The following is a 19,686-nucleotide window of genomic DNA, read 5'->3' as shown; positions in this document are numbered from 1 at the left end:
TGTTAAGTGCGTCGACCGTCTCGCGGTTCACCCATTCCTCGGCCTTGGCCTCAAACGGGATATCGCGGTCGGTTCTCTTCCTCCATCCTTATCTACGGCCAGTTCACGCTCTCACGCAAGAGTGACATTGACGTAAGCGTAAAAATCCTCGACGGAGTCAAGGTTCTCAACCTTTCCGCCACGCTGACCGAAATAATTATCTTTCATTGATCCGTGATTTTATTAATCTACATTGGTATTTATTGAAAGTAACGGGCAAAAAGCGGGAGTATTCCTTGGCTGAGCAGCATGTCGTCGTGGTCGGCGGGGGATTCGGCGGTATCGAAACCGTTCGCTCGCTGGCGGGGGCTCCGGTTCGCATCACGATTATCGATCAGCGCAACCATCATCTGTTTCAGCCGCTGCTCTATCAGGTGGCGACAGCGATGCTCGCGACTTCGGAAATCGCCTGGCCGATCCGCCATCTCTTTCGCAACCGTCCGGAGGTGGAAACACTCCTTGCCACGGTAAGAGGCGTGGATTCGAAAAAGCGCGAGGTGCTTTTACACGATGGCCATCTTGTACCCTATGATACGCTGGTTCTCGCCACGGGGGCGACCCACGCCTATTTCGGCCACGACGAATGGGAAAAATTCGCTCCAGGCCTGAAGAATCTCGAGGATGCCACCACGATCCGCCGCCGGATGCTTGTGGCTTTCGAACGCGCCGAGCGCGAAACCGATCCGGCGCGGCGGCAGGCGTTTTTAACCTTCGTGATCATCGGCGGCGGCCCGACGGGCGTGGAGCTAGCCGGCGCCATCGCCGAACTAGCCCATGTGACGCTCGTCAAGGAGTTTCGCAATATTGATCCGCATCTGACCAAGGTGGTGTTGATCGAGGCGGCCCCGCGCATCCTGCTCGCCTTTAGCGAGGATCTTTCCGCCTATGCCCAGAAGGCGCTGGAGCGGCTTGGCGTCGAGGTTCGCACCGGCGCGCCGGTGACGGAGTGCGCGGACGGCTATGTGGTCTTCGGCAAGGAAAAGTTGGCGACGGCAACTGTCTTGTGGGCAGCCGGCGTCAAGGCATCCCCTGCCGCGCAATGGCTTAACGCACCGGCTGACCGCGCGGGCAGGGTCGAGGTCGAGCCGGACCTGACTGTTCCTGATCACCCGGAGATATTCGTCATCGGCGACACCGCTGCCGTCCTCGCGCCGGATGGCAGTCCAGTTCCGGGCATCGCTCCCGCCGCCAAGCAGCAGGGCAGCTATGTCGCAACCGTCATCAAGGCGCGGCTGGCGGGGAGGCCGGAGCCAGGGCCTTTCCGCTACAAGCACACCGGTAGCTTGGCGACTATCGGCAAGCGCGCCGCGGTTATCGATTTCGGCTGGATCAAGCTGCGCGGCTGGCTTGCCTGGTGGATATGGTGCGTCGCCCATATCTTTTTTCTCATCGGCACGCGCAACCGCATTGCTGTTGGCTTGAGCTGGCTATGGATCTATGTGACCGGCCATCGCAGCGCCCGCCTCATCACACAGGGACAGGCTCGCGAGGAGACCAGCATGATATCCGCCCCGCGTCCAGAGAAGCGGCGGCGCCATTAGAGCGGGATGCGATTAAGTTGAATCGAGTGCCCCGCTCTAAGTCTTTGTTGTAGCCGCATGATCTTATCCGAAAAGTCTGCAACTTTTCGGGATCATGCTCTAGCTGGTCACTATTTCTGCGGGCTTTTTGCCGGTGGATACCGGCGCCGGCAGCGGGAATAACCGCCTTTCGCCAGCCGTAATACATCGGAAATGCGCGTTCGATCTGCCGACGGCTTGGGCATTTCCGTACGGATTTTCTGGATTATATGCGACGGAGCCGGGCGGCGCTCTTTGGGCCAGCCCATTGAAATCTCACTCATTGTTACCTCCCTCAAACGATGATGCTGTCCGCCGAACAAGGAGGCCAGCATTTCATTGTCTGAATGAAAGTATATTTAGCGCGCCGCGCCAGAAAATCAAGGAATAGACGGGTTTGCCTGCAATCCGACCATTGTTATCCGCCTATTTTGCTAGAATAGGCGGCTCCACTGGAATTTCTGCTTCCGTCTCTTGCTGGACATGCTGTAGCGCGCCGAGCAGATACATCGCATCCGGCAGGGGAATGTGGAATGTCTGGATTGCGGAGCTGCCGTCCTGTAGGCGGATCTCGATCATCGGCTCCTGCGGCGCCAGTCCGTAGACGAAGCGAAAGCCCAGTACGTGCTTCTTTTCATCTTCAAGCAGTGCCGGGCCGTCGCCCGCATATTGCGGGAAAATGATGTCGGCGGGGTCCGGCCGGCTTTCTCTTTCAGGCATTTTATTCTCCTCGATCTGGAACGGCGGCATCCGGCCGATTGCGGGCAATCATGGATGAGCGGCGGGCGGAGCGCTACTCCAATAAGTTGCTATCCCGCTTGGAGCGCGGCGCCTCCAATTGGACGCGCAAAACACGCTCCAAAACTTTTGAATGCTGTATGATTTTATCCCTGAATCGATTTCGGCAGGAGCGTGGCCAGCGGCACTTCTCGAGGATTGATACGAGAAGAAGAGGAGGCCCGGCGCGGAAAGGGGGCGTCCGCGCCAGGCCCCCAGCCGGGCGCACAGGTCCAGCCGCATTGCTATACTGTACGAGTCGGGCGGCCTGATCGATCCCAATAAAGAGGTAAAACAAGCGAAACTTTTCGCTGCGCTGTAGATGGCATATACTGCACTCCCGAAAACTGAGGAGAATGCCATGTCTTTGCGTCTTCAAGTAACCACGGTTGGCGATCCTGTCCTCCGTCAGGTCGGGCGAGACCTTACGGTAGACGAAATCAGGTCATCGGACATACAGCGCTTGATCGAACTGATGCGAGAAACCATCCGCAACGCAGGGGTGGGGTTGGCGGCGCCGCAGGTCGGCCAGTCACTGCAACTCGCCGTCATTGAGGATCGGGCTGAATATCATAAGGGGATATCCGAGGAAGATCTTGCCCGGCGCGGACGAGCTCCCGTACCGTTCCACGTCGTCATCAATCCCAGGATACGGCTTCTGCCCGGACCGGAAGCGGTCTTCTTCGAGGGCTGTTTGAGCCTTCCGGGGTTCTCGGCGCTCGTGCCGCGCGCGACGCGCGTCGAGGTAGATTGCCTCGACCAGAATGGCGAGCCTATCCACATCAAGGCTGAGGGCTGGCACGCCCGCATATTGCAGCATGAGATCGACCACATCAACGGAACGCTCTATACCGACCGTATGCTCGGTCAAAGCTTCACCACGATGGAAAACTACGCCCGGTTCTGGAAGGACAAACCGGCGGAAGACATCGAGGCGCTGGCTTCCTGCCGACCCTAAGACACTACTATTGCAGCAGCTTGTAGCTGAAGGTGTGGCATTCATCGAGGCCGCACTGCAGTATCACTGAGCCGAAATTGATCAGGACGATGGCGACCATATAGAGGCCGAGCACGAGCGCCAGCGCGCGTATCAGCGGGTGATCCGCAAGGCGCGCATTGCGCACCTCATCGGCATTTCCGAAGATAATGAGTTTGAACGCATAGGCGATGAGCAGGGCAATCGCGATCAGGATCGACCATACCGGCATATGCAGGCCCAATATGGCGCTGCCGATATATTCGTGTCCGGGACGCGGATAGATATCGAGCAGCGTCTGCCGCACCGATACGACCAGAAGGAAGATTGCGAAAAGCAGGCTAAGCCCCGTGTTCCGGAAGGAAAAGCCGCTATGGAACTGTTGCATGATGCCGAAGGCGACGCCGAAGAGCGCCGCCCGCTGCAACAGGCAGAGCGGGCAGGGCAGTTCGCCCCGAACATATTGCATCACCATCGCCGCGGTGAGGATGGCGGCGATGACCGCCAGCATGGCCAGTAGATAAAGGTAATGCAACGTGGCAAGGCGCGGCTCTGCAGGCACCGGCTCAGGGCTGGTCGCAAGCGTCGCCGGGGTTTGTTTGGGGCTGGTCCGACGGGGAGCCGTACGAGGGGAATTGGTGCGATGAGGACTCATGCCAATGCTCCCTGGATTATCAAGCGATGGTCAGCTGTGAGGTGGGGCGCTACGGGTGGAGCCTTCATGAACCGGGTCTGGAGCCACGGCATGCGATACCCATAGGAGGAGCTATGGATTTCCCACAGGAACTCCTTCAATGCCACGACAAGAAAGAAAATGATGAAGACCAGTGCGATGTCACGCCGGCCGAACCAGCCAAACAGCAACGCTAGCGCCAGCAATGTAAAAACGGCGGCCATCATGGCTTGATCTCCTGAGTATTCGCGAAAAATCAAGTATAAATCAAGGGCTCATTTAAAATGAAAAATGTAAATTGAGTGATAATTTAATAATAATTTGTATTTGCTTTGATTTATTCAATCGCTTCCGTTTAATTACGTCCCACATTAGCAATCCATAGGCGTGAACAAAGCCGGATTGTTGCTTGTATCTGGTGGCCTACGTCTGGGATCGTCCCGGCGCTCATGATTGAGTCGGGGACAAAGAGCTTAATGTCGACATCCTTTTCATAATCTTCACCCACGCGAGCGACAGTTACCGTAATTTCCGTGATGCGCTGTCCCAGCACCTCCAAGCTGTATGGCCGTACAGCTTTTACAGGCCCAAGAATTGAATAGAAACTCGGCGGTGCGTCCTTCAAGGCTAGGATCATCGCAGCTTTGTTGAAATATAGGAGCTTGGTCTCTGTGCCATCTCCAGAAAAACGATCGGGAACCTCAATGGGCGGCGGAGTGCCGATTTCTAACCAATATGGGACTCCGTATAACGCGATCTCGTGGATACTGCCTTCGCCGTGCCATTGCCGGTCAGAGATAAAGGACGGTTCGAAAACAGAAATTGCCACGTCATCGGCAATGGTGCCATGGAGAATCCCCATCCCGCGATTTTTCGATAGTGTTATTGATTCCAGTGCAAACCGATGTTGCACACCTTCGCTGAAGTAGACGGATGCGCCATCCACGGTCATTTGATTATTCACGTTCACTAGCGATACTACGATTCCACTGCGAAAAATGTTCGGATGGCCGAGTAGCGCGCCTTTGGGTTCTCCGAGGGGAGGAGGCTGCATTTCCGAAATTGCACGACCGCCGAAGCCAGGGTGCAGGAGACCCATTTTGGTCGCTTCCCCCACCAAAGCCAACGCCCGGTCACGGTCTTCGATTCCAAATGCATCAAACATATTGAAGAATTCAAATGCCTCTTCATCAACCGATGCAATGGCTGAAAAATTCCCTGCAGGTTTTTTGTCCATGTGCCCCCCGTTTGCCCAAAAGCCGTCGTCGGTTTGTGCCAAAGGTAACACCAGACCACAACAATAAACCGCTACAGAGGATGGTTTTTAAAAACACAATTGAAATGCAGTGCGGGCACCACACCAAACTAATATCAACAATTTCATTGGGAAAAATGGTGCCGCTTAGGTGACTCGAACACCTGACCCCATCATTACGAATGATGTGCTCTACCAACTGAGCTAAAGCGGCAAGGGGAATACCCCGAGCGTCCGAAAAATCATCCCGGACCGACTGTTTGCGCTGATACCTAACTCGCGACTGAAATGCAAGGGTGCAAATCGGATGATTTGCAAAGAATGGAGCTTCAACGAGAGCGTATTACCTATCCTCTGATGAGAGCGGCCTTTGCCACGGTGTATTCTTTTTCCAGCCGCGCGACCAGCTCCGCCACTGGCGCGATTTCCTTGACCGCGGCGATACCCTGTCCGCAGCCCCATATTTCCTTCCAGGCCTTGGGGCCCGCTGTCGCCTTGTCGAAATCCATCTTGGAAGCATCGGCTTCCGGCAGATTGTCCGGGTCCATGCCCGCTGCCGCTATGGAGGGTTTCAGGTAATTGCCATGAACGCCGGTGAAATAATTGGAATAGACAATGTCTGAAGCAGCCGATTCGACGATCGCCTGCTTGTATTCATCCGCGGCGCGCGCCTCATGCGTGGCGATGAAGGGCGAGCCGATATAGGCCAGATCAGCCCCCATCGCCTGGGCAGCGAGAATCGAGCGCCCGTTGGCGATCGCTCCCGACAGGAGCAGCGGTCCATCGAACCATTCGCGGATTTCCTGAATGAGGGCGAAAGGCGAGAGTGTACCGGCATGTCCGCCCGCGCCCGCCGCTACCGCGATCAACCCATCGGCGCCCTTGCGGATGGCGGAATTGGCATGGCGGTTGTTTATGACATCGTGCAGCACGATGCCGCCATAGGAATGGATCGCGGCATTGACTTCGGGAACCGCGCCTAGCGAGGAAATGACGATCGGCACCTTGTATTTCACGCAAAGTCCCAGATCATGCTCCAGCCGCTTGTTGGAGTGATGGACGATCTGGTTGACAGCAAAAGGCGCGGCGGGGCTTTCCGGATGCTTCGCGTCATGGTCGCGCAGCGTCTCGGTGATTTCAGCCAGCCATTCGTCCAACTGGGATTCAGGCCGCGCGTTGAGCGCCGGGAAGGAGCCGACGATTCCGGCCTTGCATTGCGCCAGAACGAGCGCGGGATGGGAGATGATGAAGAGCGGCGCGCCGACAACAGGAATGCGCAGCTTGCTTTTCAAAATTTCGGGCAATGCCATGTGTTTTCTCCCACTCACGCGTTTGGAAAATTATATGCCGGATTTTGACGTTTCCGTAAACGGAAGTTTGGTGGCGAGACGCGCGTACTTTAAGAAAAAGTGTAAATGCTTGATTAACCGCCCATATCCTCTAGAGCATGGAGCCATCATGCTCTAATTTGCCTTCGTTCTGGCGTTGTAAGAGGAAATCCGAGTTGGAAGGCATAGAACGCGCGATACGCAATGCATTCGCCAAGGGCGATGCCGCCAATCCCGCCACGCGTCAGCGGATTTACGAATCGGCCTGGAGCGCGCATGAGCATGCGCTTGCCGCCAACGCGTCGCTGAGCGAGGCGCAGAAGACGCAGCGCCGCGACCGCCTCAAGGCGACGATCTCGCATATCGAGACGGAGTTTCGCCCGGCGATGCCCGCTGCCCCCGCTTCAGGCGCGCGCGTTGAGCCATCTTTGCGGCCCGCCGAGCATCGCCAGGAAGGGCGCAATGGGTCTATGTCGGCAAAGGGCGCTTCGCTTGCCGATGGACCATCGCTCGACCGGGACGATATGCGCCCTACGGCCAAGAAGAAGCAGCGCGATGCTGATTTTGGCTTCGAAGGCGGCGCGCCGCGTCGTGATGTGGAAAAAAAGCCGCGCTCGGCCTTTCTTTCCTATGTGCTGCCCGCGCTCATCCTTCTGGTGTTCGCTTTGATGGGCTGGTCGCTTTATAACAGCTTCACCGACGTCATGGGGCCGTCGCGCACGACGGCGCTGCTGAATGGCGCACCTGCCCGGGAGGGGGAGGATGTCCTGGATGGCAAGTGGATCAATATTTTCAGCCCTTCCGAGCCGACGCGTATCGCGGTGCGGGGCAGTGCGACAGCGGAAATCGCAAACCAGGGTTCGGTCAGCGTCGCGCGGGTGAAAACCCTCGGCAGCGACGATGAAGTCGTATTTGATGTGGGCGAGGGGATCCTCAAGCAGATCGCCGGCAAGAAGGCGACCTTCGACATCGTCGCTCGCAGCGACGACGGCAAGCCGACCCAGATGGCGGTTAGTTGCGATTTCGGCGCATTGGGCGATTGCGGCCGCAAGCGCTACGATGTCGCCGATGCCCGAAGCGACTTCCTGTTCGACGCGGATTTCTCCGGCGGCAAGACGCCAAATGCCCCCGGCACCATCACCATCAACAGCGATGTCAGCGGCACGGGCAAGGCCGTTGATATCTATGCGATAAGGGTTAGCGTCGCGGAGTAGCTCCGTGCACATCCTTGAAAGGCGCGGGCTTTCCCTTTATATTATTGGAGTGACCTTGGGAGGGCTAACTCCCAAGGCCGCTTTGCTGCTAGTTGTTAAGTCCAACCCGGACGGTGATTATCCAGCCCGTCCGGGTTTTCCTTACCTGCAGCGTGATCCTGATTGGTAGTATTGGATACCACATCATTCTCACCTCCATTATTTCGAAAGCGAGGCACTCGCCTATGCCGGTGTAGCCCGTCTTCACCGGTGCGCCGGCTGGTCCCGACGCGTGCTGCTTCCGCTTTCGAATTTGCAATTTGTAGCAGGGTTTTCGCGCTCTGGTAGATAGCAAAATTGCGAAAATTCAAGCTTGTTCCAGCAGTTTCTCCAGCGCCTCCAGCCGGTCCGCCTCTCTCGGTGGCTTGTCCCAGCGCAGCCTTGAAAACCGGGGAAACCGCATAGCCACGCCGGATTTATGCCGGGTAGAGCGGTTGAGGCCTTCGAACGCCACCTCCACAACCAAACCGTGATCCGGCTCAGCCCGCACCGCGCGCACGGGTCCGAAGCGCTCAGTCGTGTTCTCGCGAACGAAGCGGTCGAGCAGCAGCAATTCCTCGTCCGTGAAGCCAAAATACGCTTTGCCGACCGGCACGAGCATGGGAGCATCCTCCGGCCCGGTCCAGACAGCGAAGGTGAAATCCGAATAATAGCTCGACCTTTTGCCATGGCCGCGCTGGGCATAGACCACGACCGCATCCACGGTAAACGGATCACGCTTCCATTTGAACCACGGCCCCTTGGGACGTCCCGGCAGATAGGGGCTGTCATGGCGTTTCAGCATGACGCCTTCTATTATCGGATGCGGCGGCGCACCGCGAAATGCCGCCAGTTCCTCGAAGTCGTTAAACACGATCAGCGGCGAAAGATCGAAGCGCTGCGGATCAAGCCCGGCGATGAAGGCTTCGAGGCGCATCCGCCGCTCGCGGAAGGGCAGGGGTCGGAGATCCGCTCCGCCGGCCTGGCTGCCTTCCTGCAACAAATCATATGCGCGCACAAAGGCGGGAAAATCCGACAGTTGTTTAGCGGTCACTATCTTGCGATTCAGCCGCTGCTGCAAATCGCCGAACGTCCCGGCGGCAATGCCGTTTTCGCCAAGGCGTCCAACCAGAAGTTCGCCGTCGATGGCGCCTTCAAAATCCATGGCCTCCAGAATGTCGGGAAAGGCGTGGGAAATATCGTCACCGATGCGCGAATAGATGCGCCGGACGCCATCCTCCGCCACGGCTTGTACGCGGATGCCGTCCCATTTCCACTCCGCCGCATAGTCGCTCGCATCGAGCTTGGCAAAATCCGCCTCGTCCAGCGCTGTCGCCAGCATGACGGGGCGAAAAGGCGCTGCCGCAAGGCTGGCGGGGCGCGGTCCGCGCCCTTCGAGCCAGGCGAACAGGTTTTCATAAGGCGGGGCCAGCCCATGCCAGAGTTCCTCGATTTCGGTCACGTCCACCTGGCCGAAATCCGCCAGCGCCTGCTTGGCGAGCCTCGCGGAAACGCCGATGCGCAGGCCGCCGGTGACGAGCTTCAGAAGCGCGTAGCGTCCCGACGCGTCGAGGTCATCCAGCCACCGCGCAACCAGCAACGGCCCCTCCCGCCGCGACGCCTGCGACAAGGCTTCGACGATCTCGGAAAGCAGGGGAGGGCGGTTCGCGCGCCTCTGTTCGGGGGCCGGCCAGATCAGCGATATGGTTTCGGCGAGATCGCCGACATAATCATAGGAATAGGCGAAGAGCTCAGGATCGACCCTCTCGATGATCAGCGCGCGCAGCATGGCGGGCTTTACGCTTGCGAGATCCAGGTCGCGCGTGATGGCGGCAAGCGCAAACCCGCGCTCCGGGTCGGGAGTCGCGCGGAAATAATCGACAAGCAGCCTGATCTTGCCGTTGCGCTGCGGCGTCAGCACCAGCCGGTCGAGCAGTTCGGCGAAGGCTTCCACCCTTAATCTCCCTCGTCCTCATAGCCGACAAGATGCAGCGGGCGCGCCGGAATGCCAGCAAGCGCGCACCACCGCACCAGCGCTTCCTCGCGCCCATGCGTCACCCAGACCTCGCCAGGCGCAACCTCGCCGATCGTGGCGGTCAGTTCGTCCCAGTCGCAATGATCGGAGATGATGAGCGGCAACTCCACGCCGCGCTGCTTTGCCCTCTGGCGAATACGCATCCAGCCCGAGGCGAAGCAGGCGAGCGGATCGGGAAAGCGCCGCGCCCAGCGGTCGACGAAGGCCGAAGGCGGACCGATGACGATTGCCCCCGCAAAATCGTTCGGGCTCCCATCTTCAAGCGTCGCCGGCTGCAAATCGCCAAGGTCGATACCTTGGAACTGATAGTACTCGCAAAGCTTCTGCAGCGCGCCGTGGATATAGATCGGCCTGTCGTAGCCTGCTTGCCGGATGAGGCTGATGACGCGCTGCGCCTTGCCCAGCGCATAGGCGCCGACGAGATGGCTTCGCTCCGGAAACTGCGCCACCGATTTGAGCAGCAGGGCGATCTCATGGCTGGCATCGGGATGGCGGAAGATCGGCAGGGCGAAGGTCGCCTCGGTGATGAAGACATCGCAGGCGACCGGCTCGAAGCCCCGGCAGGTCGGGTCTCTTTGGCGCTTGTAATCGCCCGACGCGACGATCCGCATTCCGTTTTGCTCCACGGCGATCTGGGCCGAACCCAGCACGTGCCCCGCCGAGTGAAAGCGCACCGTGACGCCGTTGATAGTAACAGTTTCGCCAAAACTGACGGCCTGCGTCGATCCCGCAAAACCCTCACCGTAGCGCAGCCGCATGATATCGAGCGTTTCCTGCGTGGCGAGCACATGCCCGTGCCCGGCACGGGCGTGGTCGGCATGGCCGTGGGTGATGAGGGCACGCGCCACGGGCCGCACCGGGTCGATATGGAAATCGCCCGGCGGGCAGCAAAGGCCTTGCGGCATGGGGCGAAGAAGTTCCTCTGGGCGCATTTATGCAAGATAGGGAGGAACGTGACGGGAGAAAAGCCTTGCCAAAGCTCGGGTTGAAGATCATATGCCGCGCACCTCAATCATAAAAATCCGGTTTTCATGACACGCGCATTCCTTTCCTCGGGCGATCTCATCGCCGACCGCCGTGCCCATTATGCCGAGATGATGTTCGAGGCGGGCGATCATGCGGGTGCGGCGGACCTCATGCGGCAGGCGCTGGAAATCACGCCGGATTGGGTGGCGGGTCTTTTCCGCCTGGGCGAGATGGAGGAAAAGGCCGGTCATCTGGAAGCCGCTGCCAAGGCATGGCGCGGAGTGCTCGCCGCCGATGCGAACGACCGGTTCGGCGCGAGCCTGAAGCTGGCAAGCCTTGGCCTGACGGCCCAGCCTGATACGCCGCCGGTTGCTTACGTAGAAACCTTGTTCGACGCCTATGCGCCCACTTTCGAAACGGCCCTTCTCGACAAGCTCGACTATCGCGTTCCTGAACTTCTTGCTGAGGCCATCGCTCGGGTAGGGGTAAACCGCCGCTATCGCCGCGTGATCGATCTAGGCTGCGGAACCGGCCTGATGGGTGAGCGGCTGCGCGCTTCGGCGGATTTTCTGGAAGGCATCGATCTCTCGGACGCCATGCTGCGCAAGGCGGAAGAAAAAGGCTTCTACGACCGCCTCGCAAAAGGCGACGTCAATGAATTGAAAAAGCCCGATAACCCGGTCGATCTCGTGGTTGCTGCGGATGTGTTCGTCTATGTCGGAGCTCTCGACCGCGCTTTCGCCAATATCGCAACCATAATGGAGCCGGGCGGCCTGTTCGCGTTTTCCGTCGAGACGCATGAAGACGCGTCGCAGGAAGAACTCGTCCTGCAACCCTCGCTGCGCTTCACTCATTCGGTGGTCTATGTCCGCCGCCTTCTGGACCAGCACGGCTTCGAGCCGCTCGAAATGAACAAGGCCACGATCCGCCATGACCGCGGCGAGCCACTCACCGGCATCATCACCGTCGCGCGGCGAATCTAAAACAAGAACAAAAGTGAACAAAATCCTTGGCGGCGGCGCGGTGACGCATTAACTTCCCCCGCGTGACCCTGAACGCGAAGCCTGCGCCTGCCGAAAAGCCCTTCCCCCTGCCGGAGCCATTCCTTGAATGGTTCCGCGCGAAGGGCTGGCAGCCGCGTCCGCATCAACTGGAGCTTCTGGCCGAGGCCGAACGGGGTCGCTCGATGCTGCTGATCGCCCCCACCGGCGCCGGCAAGACGCTCGCCGGCTTCCTGCCCTCGCTGGTCGATCTGGCAGGACGCGTGGGCCGCCGCAACAGGCCGGGTGTCGCGAGGCAAGGCATCCACACGCTCTATATCTCGCCGCTGAAGGCGCTTGCCGTCGATATCCATCGCAATCTCGGTATTCCCGTCGAAGAGATGCAACTGCCCATCACTGTCGAGACGCGCACCGGCGATACGCCTGCGCACAAGCGCCAGCGCCAGAAGCTCGCGCCGCCCGATATCCTCCTGACGACGCCCGAACAGCTCGCCCTGCTCATCGCCTCCAAGGATGCGGAGCGGTTTTTCGCCGGACTGCGCTATGTTGTGCTCGACGAACTCCACTCGCTGGTCATTTCCAAGCGTGGCCATCTCCTCTCGCTGGGGCTGGCGCGCTTGAGACAATTGAAGCCCGACATGCAGACCATCGGCTTGTCGGCGACGGTGGCGGAACCGGATGAATTGCGGCGCTGGCTGGTCGGGCAGGACGAGACGCAGCCGATGGCAGGTCTGATCACGGTCGAGGGCGGGGCGAAGCCGGAGATTTCCATTCTCAAATCCGCCGAGCACATCCCTTGGGCCGGGCATTCCGCGCGCTATGCGCTGCCCGATATCTACGAGGCGATCCGCCGCCACCGCACCACGCTGCTCTTCGTCAATACGCGCAGCCAGGCGGAAATGCTGTTCCAGGAGCTATGGCGCATCAACGAGGATACGTTGCCGATTGCGCTCCACCATGGCTCGCTCGATGCCGGCCAGCGCCGCAAGGTCGAGCAGGCGATGGCGGGAAACAGCTTGCGCGCCGTGGTCGCCACCTCCACGCTCGATCTCGGCATCGACTGGGGCGATGTCGATCTGGTGATCCATGTCGGCGCGCCGAAGGGCGCAAGCCGCCTTGCCCAGCGCATCGGCCGCGCCAATCACCGCATGGACGAGCCAAGCCACGCCATCCTGGTTCCGGCCAACCGCTTCGAGGTGATGGAATGCCAGGCCGCGCTCGATGCCAATTATCTGGGCGCACAGGACACGCCGCCGCTTGTCGAAGGCGCACTCGATGTGCTCGCCCAGCACGTGCTGGGCATGGCCTGCGCCGCGCCGTTCAACGCCGACCTGCTCTACCGCGAAATCCGCTCCGCCGCGCCCTATGCCGATCTGCCGCGCGAAACCTTCGACCATATCCTCGAATTCGTCGCGACCGGCGGCTATGCGCTGAAGAGCTATGAGCGCTTCGCCAAGATCCGCAAGACCGCCGACGGCACATGGCGCGTCAGCCATCCGCGCATCGCTCAAGCATACAGGCTCAATATCGGCACCATCGTCGAGGCGCCGGAACTGAACGTGCGGCTTACCAGAAGCGGGCGCGGCAAGGCCTATGGCGGGCGGGTGCTGGGCAAGATCGAGGAATATTTCCTCGAAACCATGGCGCCGGGCGATACATTCCTGTTCGCCGGCAAGGTGCTGCGCTTCGAAGGCATCCGCGACAATGAATGCATCGCCTCCAATGCGGCGGGACAGGATGCCAAGATCCCGGTCTATGCCGGTGGCAGGTTCCCGCTTTCCACCTACCTCGCAGGCGAGGTCCGCGCCATGCTGGCCGATCCTGAGCGCTGGGATGCGCTGCCCGATCAGGTTCATGAATGGCTGGAAATCCAGCGACGGAAATCCGTCCTGCCCAAGGCGGGCGAGCTTCTGGTCGAGACCTTTCCGCGTGGCAGCCGCTATTACATGGTGGCCTACCCCTTCGAGGGCAGGCTCGCCCATCAGACCCTCGGCATGCTGCTGACGCGGCGGCTGGAGCGGGCGAAGGCTCGGCCATTAGGCTTCGTCGCCACCGATTATTCCATCGGCGTCTGGGCCTTGCGCGATCTGGGCGCGATGTTCCGCAGTGGCGAACTGCCGCTCGGGGCATTGTTCGATGAGGACATGCTGGGCGACGATCTGGAGGCATGGCTTGATGAAAGCTATCTCCTGAAACGCACGTTCCGCAATTGCGCCGTGATTTCCGGGCTGATCGAACGACGTCATCCGGGCCAGGAGAAGACCGGCCGCCAGGTGACGGTTTCGACCGACCTGATCTATGACGTGCTGCGCACCCACGAGCCGGACCATATCCTGCTCAAGGCCACCCGCGCCGATGCCGCCACCGGCCTTCTCGACATTCGCCGCCTGGGCGATATGCTCTCGCGCATCAAGGGACGAATCGTGCATCGCAGTCTCACGCAGGTCTCGCCGCTGGCCCTTCCGGTGATGCTCGATATCGGCAGGGAATCGGTGGCAGGCGAGGCCAATGATGTGCTTCTGGCGGAAGCCGCCGATGAATTGATCCGTGAAGTAATGGGAGAGAAATGACTATAGCGTTACACGCGAATAGCGGCATGGCAAACGCGGCCATCGCCGGAGTAGAGGCCCTCTGCGATTCCACCGGCGCGCTCTATTTGCCCGAAATGCGGCTGCTTGTGGTCTCCGACCTGCATATGGAGAAGGGCTCCTCTTTTGCCCGGCGCGGCATGATGCTGCCGCCCTATGATACCGCCGCAACGCTTGATCTCCTCGCCGCCGTCATCACCCGTTATAACCCCGCCACGGTGGTCAGCCTCGGCGACAGTTTCCATGATGCCAAAGCCTCCGCCCGCCTGCCCACGCTCTATGCGTTGCGACTCAAAGCCCTGATAGCGGGGCGCGAGTGGGTATGGATCACCGGCAACCACGATCCGGAAAACCCGGTCGACTTGCCGGGCGATGTGGCAAGCGAACTGGCCATCGGCCCGCTCATCTTACGTCACGAGCCGCAATCAGGCTGCGTGCCGGGCGAAATCGCCGGGCATCTGCACCCGGCTGCGCGCATCGTCCGCCGCGGGCGCTCGGTGCGCCGTTCCTGTTTCGCCAGCGATGGCAACCGGCTGATCATGCCCGCCTTCGGCGCCTATACCGGCGCGCTCAACGTGCTGGACCGGGCATTTCGCGGGCTCTTCGATGAAGCGCGGCTTTTGGCCTTCATGCTTGGCGCTGACCGCGTCTATCCCGTCGGGCGCTCGGCGCTGTTTTCGGGTTAGATGTGAGCGGCTTACTGTTTAATAGAAACAGCATTGATCGCCGGCGGAGCCCTTCATCCTCGCCCTTCGAGGCTCGCTTCGCTCGCACCTCAGGATGAGGATGAAGGGCGCAGCGTCTCAGTAGCCCTCATCCTGAGGTGTGTAGTGGAGCGAAGCGGAATGGAGCCTCGAAGGACGAGGGCGTACGCATCGATTCCATCAAAATGCGAAAAGCTCTAATCCCTGCGGAACAACAGCCTCCCGAACCAGCCGGTAACGACGGCGAGCAATACGGCGAACAAGCCGTAGAGCAGGCTATGGTTCTGCGCCGCGTCGTAGATGCGGTATTCAAGGCCGGCCTTGACGATCTGCAGGCTGGTATTCGCCTCGCGCAGGAAGGTCCCGTTACGAAACAGCAGCGCCCTTGCTTTATGCCGCCCCACTGGAACATTCGTTGGCAGCGACAGCGTTGCGCGGAACAAGGTTGGCGAAATAAACTCCACGCCGCCGATGCGCTGGGTGTAGAGGCCGTCCTGTGTTTTAATTTCCCGCAACTCCTGGCCGAATTGCTTGATGTCCTGCGGGGAGTTTTCGGAAATCACCGCCGTCAGATGGAAATTGTCGACGCCGAGCGAGAGCTGGCGATATGCCTCCGGATCGGTGATATCCTGCAGGCTGCGGGTCGAGGCGAGCGAATAGGAAAGCGGAACGCCGAGAAAGGTCTGCGATTCCGCATTCACCCACACGCCGAGATAGCGCTGCTTCTTGCGCATCACAAGGTCGCGATCCGGCCCTTGCAGGACGACGACGATGTCGTAGCGCCCCTGCCGTCTGGTCAGCGGGTCGGCATTGTCGAGCGCCCCGAAGATGGTGAGGTCGGTCCCCCGGAAATTCGAAGTGATGGCGATGGTTTCGGTAGAAAGCCCGATCTCGATCGTTTCTGCTTGGGCAGTCGATGCTTCGATTGTCTCGCCCGGCGGCGCCGTCTGGGCGAGGGAGGGCGAGGCGCCAAGGAAAAGGCTGCCTGCGAGGACTATTTGCCATATCGAATGCGGGTAGCGCCGGGAAACCATGGCTCATCCGTCCGCAAGCGATATCGAAAAGAGATTATCCGGCCTGATGAAAAGTCCGAAGGCAAGGCGAAGCGCAACCGCAAGCACCAGAAGCGCCAGCAACAGCCGAAGCTGCTCGCCGCGCAATTTCTGCCCGACGCGCGCGCCATATTGCGCGCCGATCACCCCGCCGATCATCAGCAGCAGCGCCAGCACGATGTCCACCGAATGGTTGGTCATCGCCTGCATGACAGTGGCGAAGGCGGTGACGAAGGTGACTTGAAACAGCGATGTGCCGATGACCACGTTGGTCGGCACGCGCAGGAGGTAGATCAGCGCCGGCACCATGATGAAGCCGCCGCCCACACCCATGATTGCGGCGAGGATGCCGATGAAAAAGCCGATGCCGAGCACGGGTATGACGCTGACATAGATTTTCGAGGCGCGGAAACGCATCTTCAGCGGCAGGCGGTGCACCCAATTGTGCTGCCCGGGCCGCTTCAGGTTGACGGCCTGCCCGCGGCGAACCCGTTGCAGCGCGCGAAAGCTCTCGATAAGCATCAGACCGCCGACCGTGCCGAGCAGCAGCACATAGAGCAGAGAAACAATCAGGTCGAGCTGGCCGAGTTCACGCAGCAGCGAGAAGAGTGAAATGCCGATCAGCGAACCTAGAAGACCGCCCGCCACCAGTAGGAGCCCGAGTTTGATATCGAGCGTGCGCCGCTTGAAATGGGCGAGCGCGCCGGACACGGAAGAAGCGATGACCTGGTTGACGCCCGTCGCCACCGCGACCACCGGCGGGATGTTATAAAATATGAGTAGGGGGGTGATGAGAAAGCCGCCGCTGACGCCGAACATCCCAGAAAGAAAGCCGACCGCTGCCCCCATGCCCAGAATAACCAGCATGTTGACAGAGATTTCGGCGATGGGGAGATAGATACCCAATTTCGATTCCGGTGAAACCCAAGCGATGCGCGATCCGCCGATGGGCGGCCCTCAAGAAAGGGTTACTGGTATAATGTTGTTTGAAAAAGGCGGATTCGCTGGAGAATTCTTTTTGTGGCGGCCTGAGGCAGAATGAACACACGGCACCCCTCAGCCTTTTGTTTCCAGTGCCGTAAAGCGAACGATGAATGTCGATCCCTGGCCCGCCTGCGAGCGAATCACGAGCCGGCCCCGATGGCGTGTCAGGATGTGCTTGACGATCGCGAGGCCCAAACCTGTCCCCTTCTGCGCGCGGCTTGTTTCCACATCGACACGATAGAAACGTTCGGTGAGGCGCGGCAGGTGCTCCGATGGAATGCCCGGACCGAAATCCTCGATCGAGGCCACGACTTCCTTGCCGTCCGGCCCGTTTTCCTCCTCCAGGCGCATGATGACGCGCTTGCCCGACTGACCGTATTTGCACGCGTTTTCAGCCAGGTTCTGAAACACCTGGATCAGCTCGTCGCGATCGCCCAGCACTTTGACGGGATGAGCCGGGATCTGCCGTTCGATCGTTATCTCCAGCCCGTTGGCAAGCGGGGTGAGTGAATCCGCCACATGGTTCATGACGTTGGCGAGATCGATGCTTTGCGTTACCGCAATATGAGCCCTCATTTCGATGCGGGAAAGCGAGAGCAGGTCATCGATGAGACGCGCCATGCGCTCGGCCTGCTTCTGCATGATCTGGAGAAATTTCTCCCGCGCCGCCGCATCGTTGCGGGCAGGCCCTTGAAGTGTTTCGATGAAGCCGCGCAACGAGGCGAGCGGCGTGCGCAATTCATGGCTGGCGTTGGCAATGAAATCCGACCGCATCCGGTCGATCCTGCGCATCTCGGTCTGGTCGCGAAAAAGCAGCACGAAGGATGCCGGATGGCCCTCGCCGGCATCGAGCGCCATGACCATGGCCTTGTACCAGCGGTCAAGCGGCAGGCGCTCGAAATAATCGATGGCGCGGGGTTCGCCATCGGTGATCACCCCCTGGATCAGTCCGTGCATCTCCGGCGCGCGAAAGCGCAGATAAAGCGTGGTATCCTCGGTGAGAGGCTGAAACGCCTCCCGGGCTACCTTGTTGGCATAGAGCACCATGCCGCCGGCATCGAAGATGATCATCGGATCGGGTAGTTGCTCGGCCAGATGTTCGCCGGAAATGCGCGACAGGCCGCTTTCCGGCCCTCCGCCAGAGCTTGCAAGGGCTTCTTCCACGCGCGGAGCAGGCATGAAAGCCGCTACCGCCAACAGCAGGACAATGCTGCAAACCGCCATGACCGGCAGGGAGGCCCCCGATACGAGCACCAGAAGCAGTGCCAAAAACGCGATACCTAGAATATGGCGGGCGCGAACGATGCGCCCGCTAACCCGTGCCAGAACCCCTGATTTCGTTAGATGCTTATAGATTTCGCTCATCCTGCCCCAAGGATACCCAAACGCCTGATCATGCTTCATAGCATGAATTCCGGTTTCATGCTGTACATGACAGTGAGGCGCCTTGAATGACAGTTTGACGACAAAGCACAGGAATGCCGGCTGAGACCGTGCGGCCGCAAGGAAAATTCCTTGCGCCTGGGCGGTGGTCCTTCTAGGTTCGCGTCGGCTTTAAACTATTGTAGCCGCATGGTCTTATCCGGAAAGCCCGCAATTTTTTGCCGGCGCTGACCTTCGGCCGAGGACCGTGCCAAAGATGCGAGGAAAAGGCATGTCGAAGATTTCGCCGCAGGATGCGCTTGTTTATATCATGGTCACGACTTCGGCGGCCGATACCCGAATGACCGATGCCGAGCTTTCCTCCATCGGTAATATCGTCACCCGCCTTCCCGTATTCCGTGGCTTCGATTCGAGCCGGCTCCCGGAACTTGCCGCCCGCTGCTATGCGCTGCTGGAAGATGAGGACGGACTTGATCGCATCCTCGACATCGCCCATGGAGCACTGCCCGAACGGCTATATGATACCGCCTATGCGCTGGCGGTCGAGATTGCGGCGGCCGATCTGCATGTAGAGCAGGAAGAATTGCTTTTCCTGCAAATGCTGCGAGACCGCTGGACCCTCGATGAGCTTACCGTGGCCGCTATAGAACGAAGCGCCCGGGTTCGCTTCCGCAAGCTCTAATTTCCGGTTTTTACGCAATCCAAACGGAAGCCGCTTCCCGCCCTTTCCTGGATTTGCCTTTGATAGCTTCCTCTTTTGATGGAATCGCTTGGTGTCCTTTTGCGCCGTTGTCGTGAATGGATAGGTTGAGGCATGGATTCCTATGACAAGCACAGGAATGACGGAAGGAGAGGGTTCTTCGCCTGAAACTTCATCGTCTTGCAGGCAGAAATGTTTGGGCTGGTGTCAAAAGCCATATTGCCGTCATCAAGTCAGTTGCGGCTTGGGAGCGATTTGGTCACGGATGCGGGCGTTTGCGCGGATGATGATCTTTCGCATGATGGCTGCAAGAGCGAGGCGCTTTGGCTTCCCGGCTTTGAGGAATGCCTTGTATGCCGCGGCCAGATCATTTTTGCCGCGGATGGCGGTCAGGGCTGCGATGAAGAGCATCGGCCTGATGTGACGGCGCCCGC

General features: G+C 59.6%; 17 protein-coding genes, 1 tRNA gene and 1 pseudogene. 7 read left to right on the top strand and 12 right to left on the bottom strand.

All coding sequences use genetic code 11. The features are described from left to right. The first annotated feature begins 275 nt into the window (after window positions 1-275). Window positions 276-1,580 carry an NAD(P)/FAD-dependent oxidoreductase gene (locus tag C7477_RS15245; protein ID WP_110753711.1) on the top strand — a complete coding sequence of 435 codons (1,305 nt, stop codon included), beginning with the start codon at window positions 276-278 and terminating at the stop codon, window positions 1,578-1,580. A 444-nt stretch (window positions 1,581-2,024) separates the two neighbouring features. Here C7477_RS15245 and C7477_RS15235 read toward each other — a convergent pair whose 3' ends face one another. Continuing rightward, a complete protein-coding gene (locus tag C7477_RS15235) occupies window positions 2,025-2,318 on the bottom strand; it encodes a hypothetical protein (protein ID WP_146226108.1) in 294 nt (97 codons plus the stop codon). A 418-nt stretch (window positions 2,319-2,736) separates the two neighbouring features. Between C7477_RS15235 and C7477_RS15230 the strand changes: the two genes are divergently transcribed. Beyond that, window positions 2,737-3,333: a peptide deformylase gene (locus C7477_RS15230; RefSeq protein WP_210206156.1), complete on the top strand. Its 597-nt coding sequence runs from the start codon at window positions 2,737-2,739 to the stop codon at window positions 3,331-3,333. A 7-nt stretch (window positions 3,334-3,340) separates the two neighbouring features. Here C7477_RS15230 and C7477_RS15225 read toward each other — a convergent pair whose 3' ends face one another. From C7477_RS15225 to C7477_RS15205, 5 genes are all read right to left on the bottom strand, one after another. After that, a complete protein-coding gene (locus C7477_RS15225; protein ID WP_110753703.1) occupies window positions 3,341-4,006 on the bottom strand; it encodes a disulfide bond formation protein B in 666 nt (221 codons plus the stop codon). Beyond that, window positions 4,003-4,251, bottom strand: coding sequence for a hypothetical protein (locus C7477_RS15220; RefSeq protein WP_110753701.1), 249 nt, complete (start codon window positions 4,249-4,251; stop codon window positions 4,003-4,005). Before C7477_RS15220 ends, C7477_RS15225 begins: the two co-directional genes overlap by 4 nt. Before the next feature lie 128 nt (window positions 4,252-4,379). Beyond that, window positions 4,380-5,261 (bottom strand): hypothetical protein, encoded by an 882-nt coding sequence (locus C7477_RS15215; RefSeq protein ID WP_110753699.1) that lies wholly within the window; start codon window positions 5,259-5,261, stop codon window positions 4,380-4,382. A 156-nt stretch (window positions 5,262-5,417) separates the two neighbouring features. Continuing rightward, window positions 5,418-5,493, bottom strand: a tRNA-Thr gene (locus C7477_RS15210). Window positions 5,494-5,626: 133 nt separating this feature from the next. Then, window positions 5,627-6,589 carry an NAD(P)H-dependent flavin oxidoreductase gene (locus C7477_RS15205; RefSeq protein WP_110753697.1) on the bottom strand — a complete coding sequence of 321 codons (963 nt, stop codon included), beginning with the start codon at window positions 6,587-6,589 and terminating at the stop codon, window positions 5,627-5,629. 194 nt (window positions 6,590-6,783) lie between these two features. On the opposite strand from C7477_RS15205, the gene C7477_RS15200 reads away from it, so the two are divergent. Next, window positions 6,784-7,821 carry a hypothetical protein gene (locus C7477_RS15200; protein ID WP_110753695.1) on the top strand — a complete coding sequence of 346 codons (1,038 nt, stop codon included), beginning with the start codon at window positions 6,784-6,786 and terminating at the stop codon, window positions 7,819-7,821. Between the two features lie 346 nt (window positions 7,822-8,167). On the opposite strand, the gene C7477_RS15195 is transcribed toward C7477_RS15200, so the two are convergent. Together C7477_RS15195 and C7477_RS15190 are read right to left on the bottom strand one after the other, a co-directional pair. Beyond that, window positions 8,168-9,793 (bottom strand): cisplatin damage response ATP-dependent DNA ligase, encoded by a 1,626-nt coding sequence (locus tag C7477_RS15195; protein WP_110753693.1) that lies wholly within the window; start codon window positions 9,791-9,793, stop codon window positions 8,168-8,170. Window positions 9,794-9,795: 2 nt separating this feature from the next. Then, window positions 9,796-10,806, bottom strand: coding sequence for a ligase-associated DNA damage response exonuclease (locus C7477_RS15190; RefSeq protein ID WP_110753691.1), 1,011 nt, complete (start codon window positions 10,804-10,806; stop codon window positions 9,796-9,798). Between the two features lie 99 nt (window positions 10,807-10,905). Between C7477_RS15190 and C7477_RS15185 the strand changes: the two genes are divergently transcribed. The 3 genes from C7477_RS15185 to pdeM all read left to right on the top strand — a co-directional run bounded on the left by C7477_RS15185 (window position 10,906) and on the right by pdeM (window position 15,115). Continuing rightward, the gene (locus tag C7477_RS15185) at window positions 10,906-11,823 is read left to right on the top strand and encodes a class I SAM-dependent methyltransferase (protein WP_110753689.1); all 918 of its coding nucleotides are present in this window, start codon (window positions 10,906-10,908) and stop codon (window positions 11,821-11,823) included. A gap of 62 nt (window positions 11,824-11,885) precedes the next feature. Further along, on the top strand, window positions 11,886-14,411 hold the full coding sequence (locus tag C7477_RS15180) for a ligase-associated DNA damage response DEXH box helicase (protein WP_110753687.1): 2,526 nt from the start codon (window positions 11,886-11,888) through the stop codon (window positions 14,409-14,411). Continuing rightward, window positions 14,408-15,115, top strand: coding sequence for a ligase-associated DNA damage response endonuclease PdeM (gene pdeM, locus C7477_RS15175; RefSeq protein ID WP_110753685.1), 708 nt, complete (start codon window positions 14,408-14,410; stop codon window positions 15,113-15,115). Before C7477_RS15180 ends, pdeM begins: the two co-directional genes overlap by 4 nt. 215 nt (window positions 15,116-15,330) lie before the next feature. Here pdeM and C7477_RS15170 read toward each other — a convergent pair whose 3' ends face one another. From C7477_RS15170 to C7477_RS15160, 3 genes are all read right to left on the bottom strand, one after another. Continuing rightward, window positions 15,331-16,167 carry a TIGR02186 family protein gene (locus C7477_RS15170; RefSeq protein ID WP_110753683.1) on the bottom strand — a complete coding sequence of 279 codons (837 nt, stop codon included), beginning with the start codon at window positions 16,165-16,167 and terminating at the stop codon, window positions 15,331-15,333. Window positions 16,168-16,170: 3 nt separating this feature from the next. Next, window positions 16,171-17,052 (bottom strand): sulfite exporter TauE/SafE family protein, encoded by an 882-nt coding sequence (locus C7477_RS15165; protein ID WP_181418446.1) that lies wholly within the window; start codon window positions 17,050-17,052, stop codon window positions 16,171-16,173. A 189-nt stretch (window positions 17,053-17,241) separates the two neighbouring features. Continuing rightward, a complete protein-coding gene (locus C7477_RS15160; protein WP_110753679.1) occupies window positions 17,242-18,534 on the bottom strand; it encodes an ATP-binding protein in 1,293 nt (430 codons plus the stop codon). A 289-nt stretch (window positions 18,535-18,823) separates the two neighbouring features. On the opposite strand from C7477_RS15160, the gene C7477_RS15155 reads away from it, so the two are divergent. Then, window positions 18,824-19,234: a tellurite resistance TerB family protein gene (locus C7477_RS15155; RefSeq protein WP_110753677.1), complete on the top strand. Its 411-nt coding sequence runs from the start codon at window positions 18,824-18,826 to the stop codon at window positions 19,232-19,234. A gap of 246 nt (window positions 19,235-19,480) precedes the next feature. Here the strand turns inward: C7477_RS15155 and C7477_RS15150 are convergent. After that, window positions 19,481-19,686, bottom strand: a pseudogene (locus tag C7477_RS15150) (IS110 family transposase); the annotation flags it as partial.

Origin of the sequence: Paramesorhizobium leguminum, assembly GCF_003217235.1 — a bacterium.
In the GTDB taxonomy this organism is placed as follows: Bacteria; Pseudomonadota; Alphaproteobacteria; order Rhizobiales; family Rhizobiaceae; genus Paramesorhizobium; species Paramesorhizobium leguminum.
The sequence above is the reverse complement of the archived record's forward strand: the minus strand, read 5'-3'. Positions and strand labels throughout refer to the sequence as shown.

Bases quoted from the DNA above. Each gene is read 5' to 3' on its own strand.
- C7477_RS15235 (WP_146226108.1), bottom strand. From the start codon at position 2,318: ATGCCTGAAAGAGAAAGCCGGCCGGACCCCGCCGACATCATTTTCCCG.
- C7477_RS15230 (WP_210206156.1), top strand. From the start codon at position 2,737: ATGTCTTTGCGTCTTCAAGTAACCACGGTTGGCGATCCTGTCCTCCGT.
- C7477_RS15225 (WP_110753703.1), bottom strand. From the start codon at position 4,006: ATGAGTCCTCATCGCACCAATTCCCCTCGTACGGCTCCCCGTCGGACC.
- C7477_RS15220 (WP_110753701.1), bottom strand. From the start codon at position 4,251: ATGATGGCCGCCGTTTTTACATTGCTGGCGCTAGCGTTGCTGTTTGGC.
- C7477_RS15215 (WP_110753699.1), bottom strand. From the start codon at position 5,261: ATGGACAAAAAACCTGCAGGGAATTTTTCAGCCATTGCATCGGTTGAT.
- C7477_RS15205 (WP_110753697.1), bottom strand. From the start codon at position 6,589: ATGGCATTGCCCGAAATTTTGAAAAGCAAGCTGCGCATTCCTGTTGTC.
- C7477_RS15190 (WP_110753691.1), bottom strand. From the start codon at position 10,806: ATGCGCCCAGAGGAACTTCTTCGCCCCATGCCGCAAGGCCTTTGCTGC.
- C7477_RS15185 (WP_110753689.1), top strand. From the start codon at position 10,906: ATGACACGCGCATTCCTTTCCTCGGGCGATCTCATCGCCGACCGCCGT.
- pdeM (WP_110753685.1), top strand. From the start codon at position 14,408: ATGACTATAGCGTTACACGCGAATAGCGGCATGGCAAACGCGGCCATC.
- C7477_RS15170 (WP_110753683.1), bottom strand. From the start codon at position 16,167: ATGGTTTCCCGGCGCTACCCGCATTCGATATGGCAAATAGTCCTCGCA.
- C7477_RS15165 (WP_181418446.1), bottom strand. From the start codon at position 17,052: ATGCTGGTTATTCTGGGCATGGGGGCAGCGGTCGGCTTTCTTTCTGGG.
- C7477_RS15160 (WP_110753679.1), bottom strand. From the start codon at position 18,534: ATGAGCGAAATCTATAAGCATCTAACGAAATCAGGGGTTCTGGCACGG.
- C7477_RS15155 (WP_110753677.1), top strand. From the start codon at position 18,824: ATGTCGAAGATTTCGCCGCAGGATGCGCTTGTTTATATCATGGTCACG.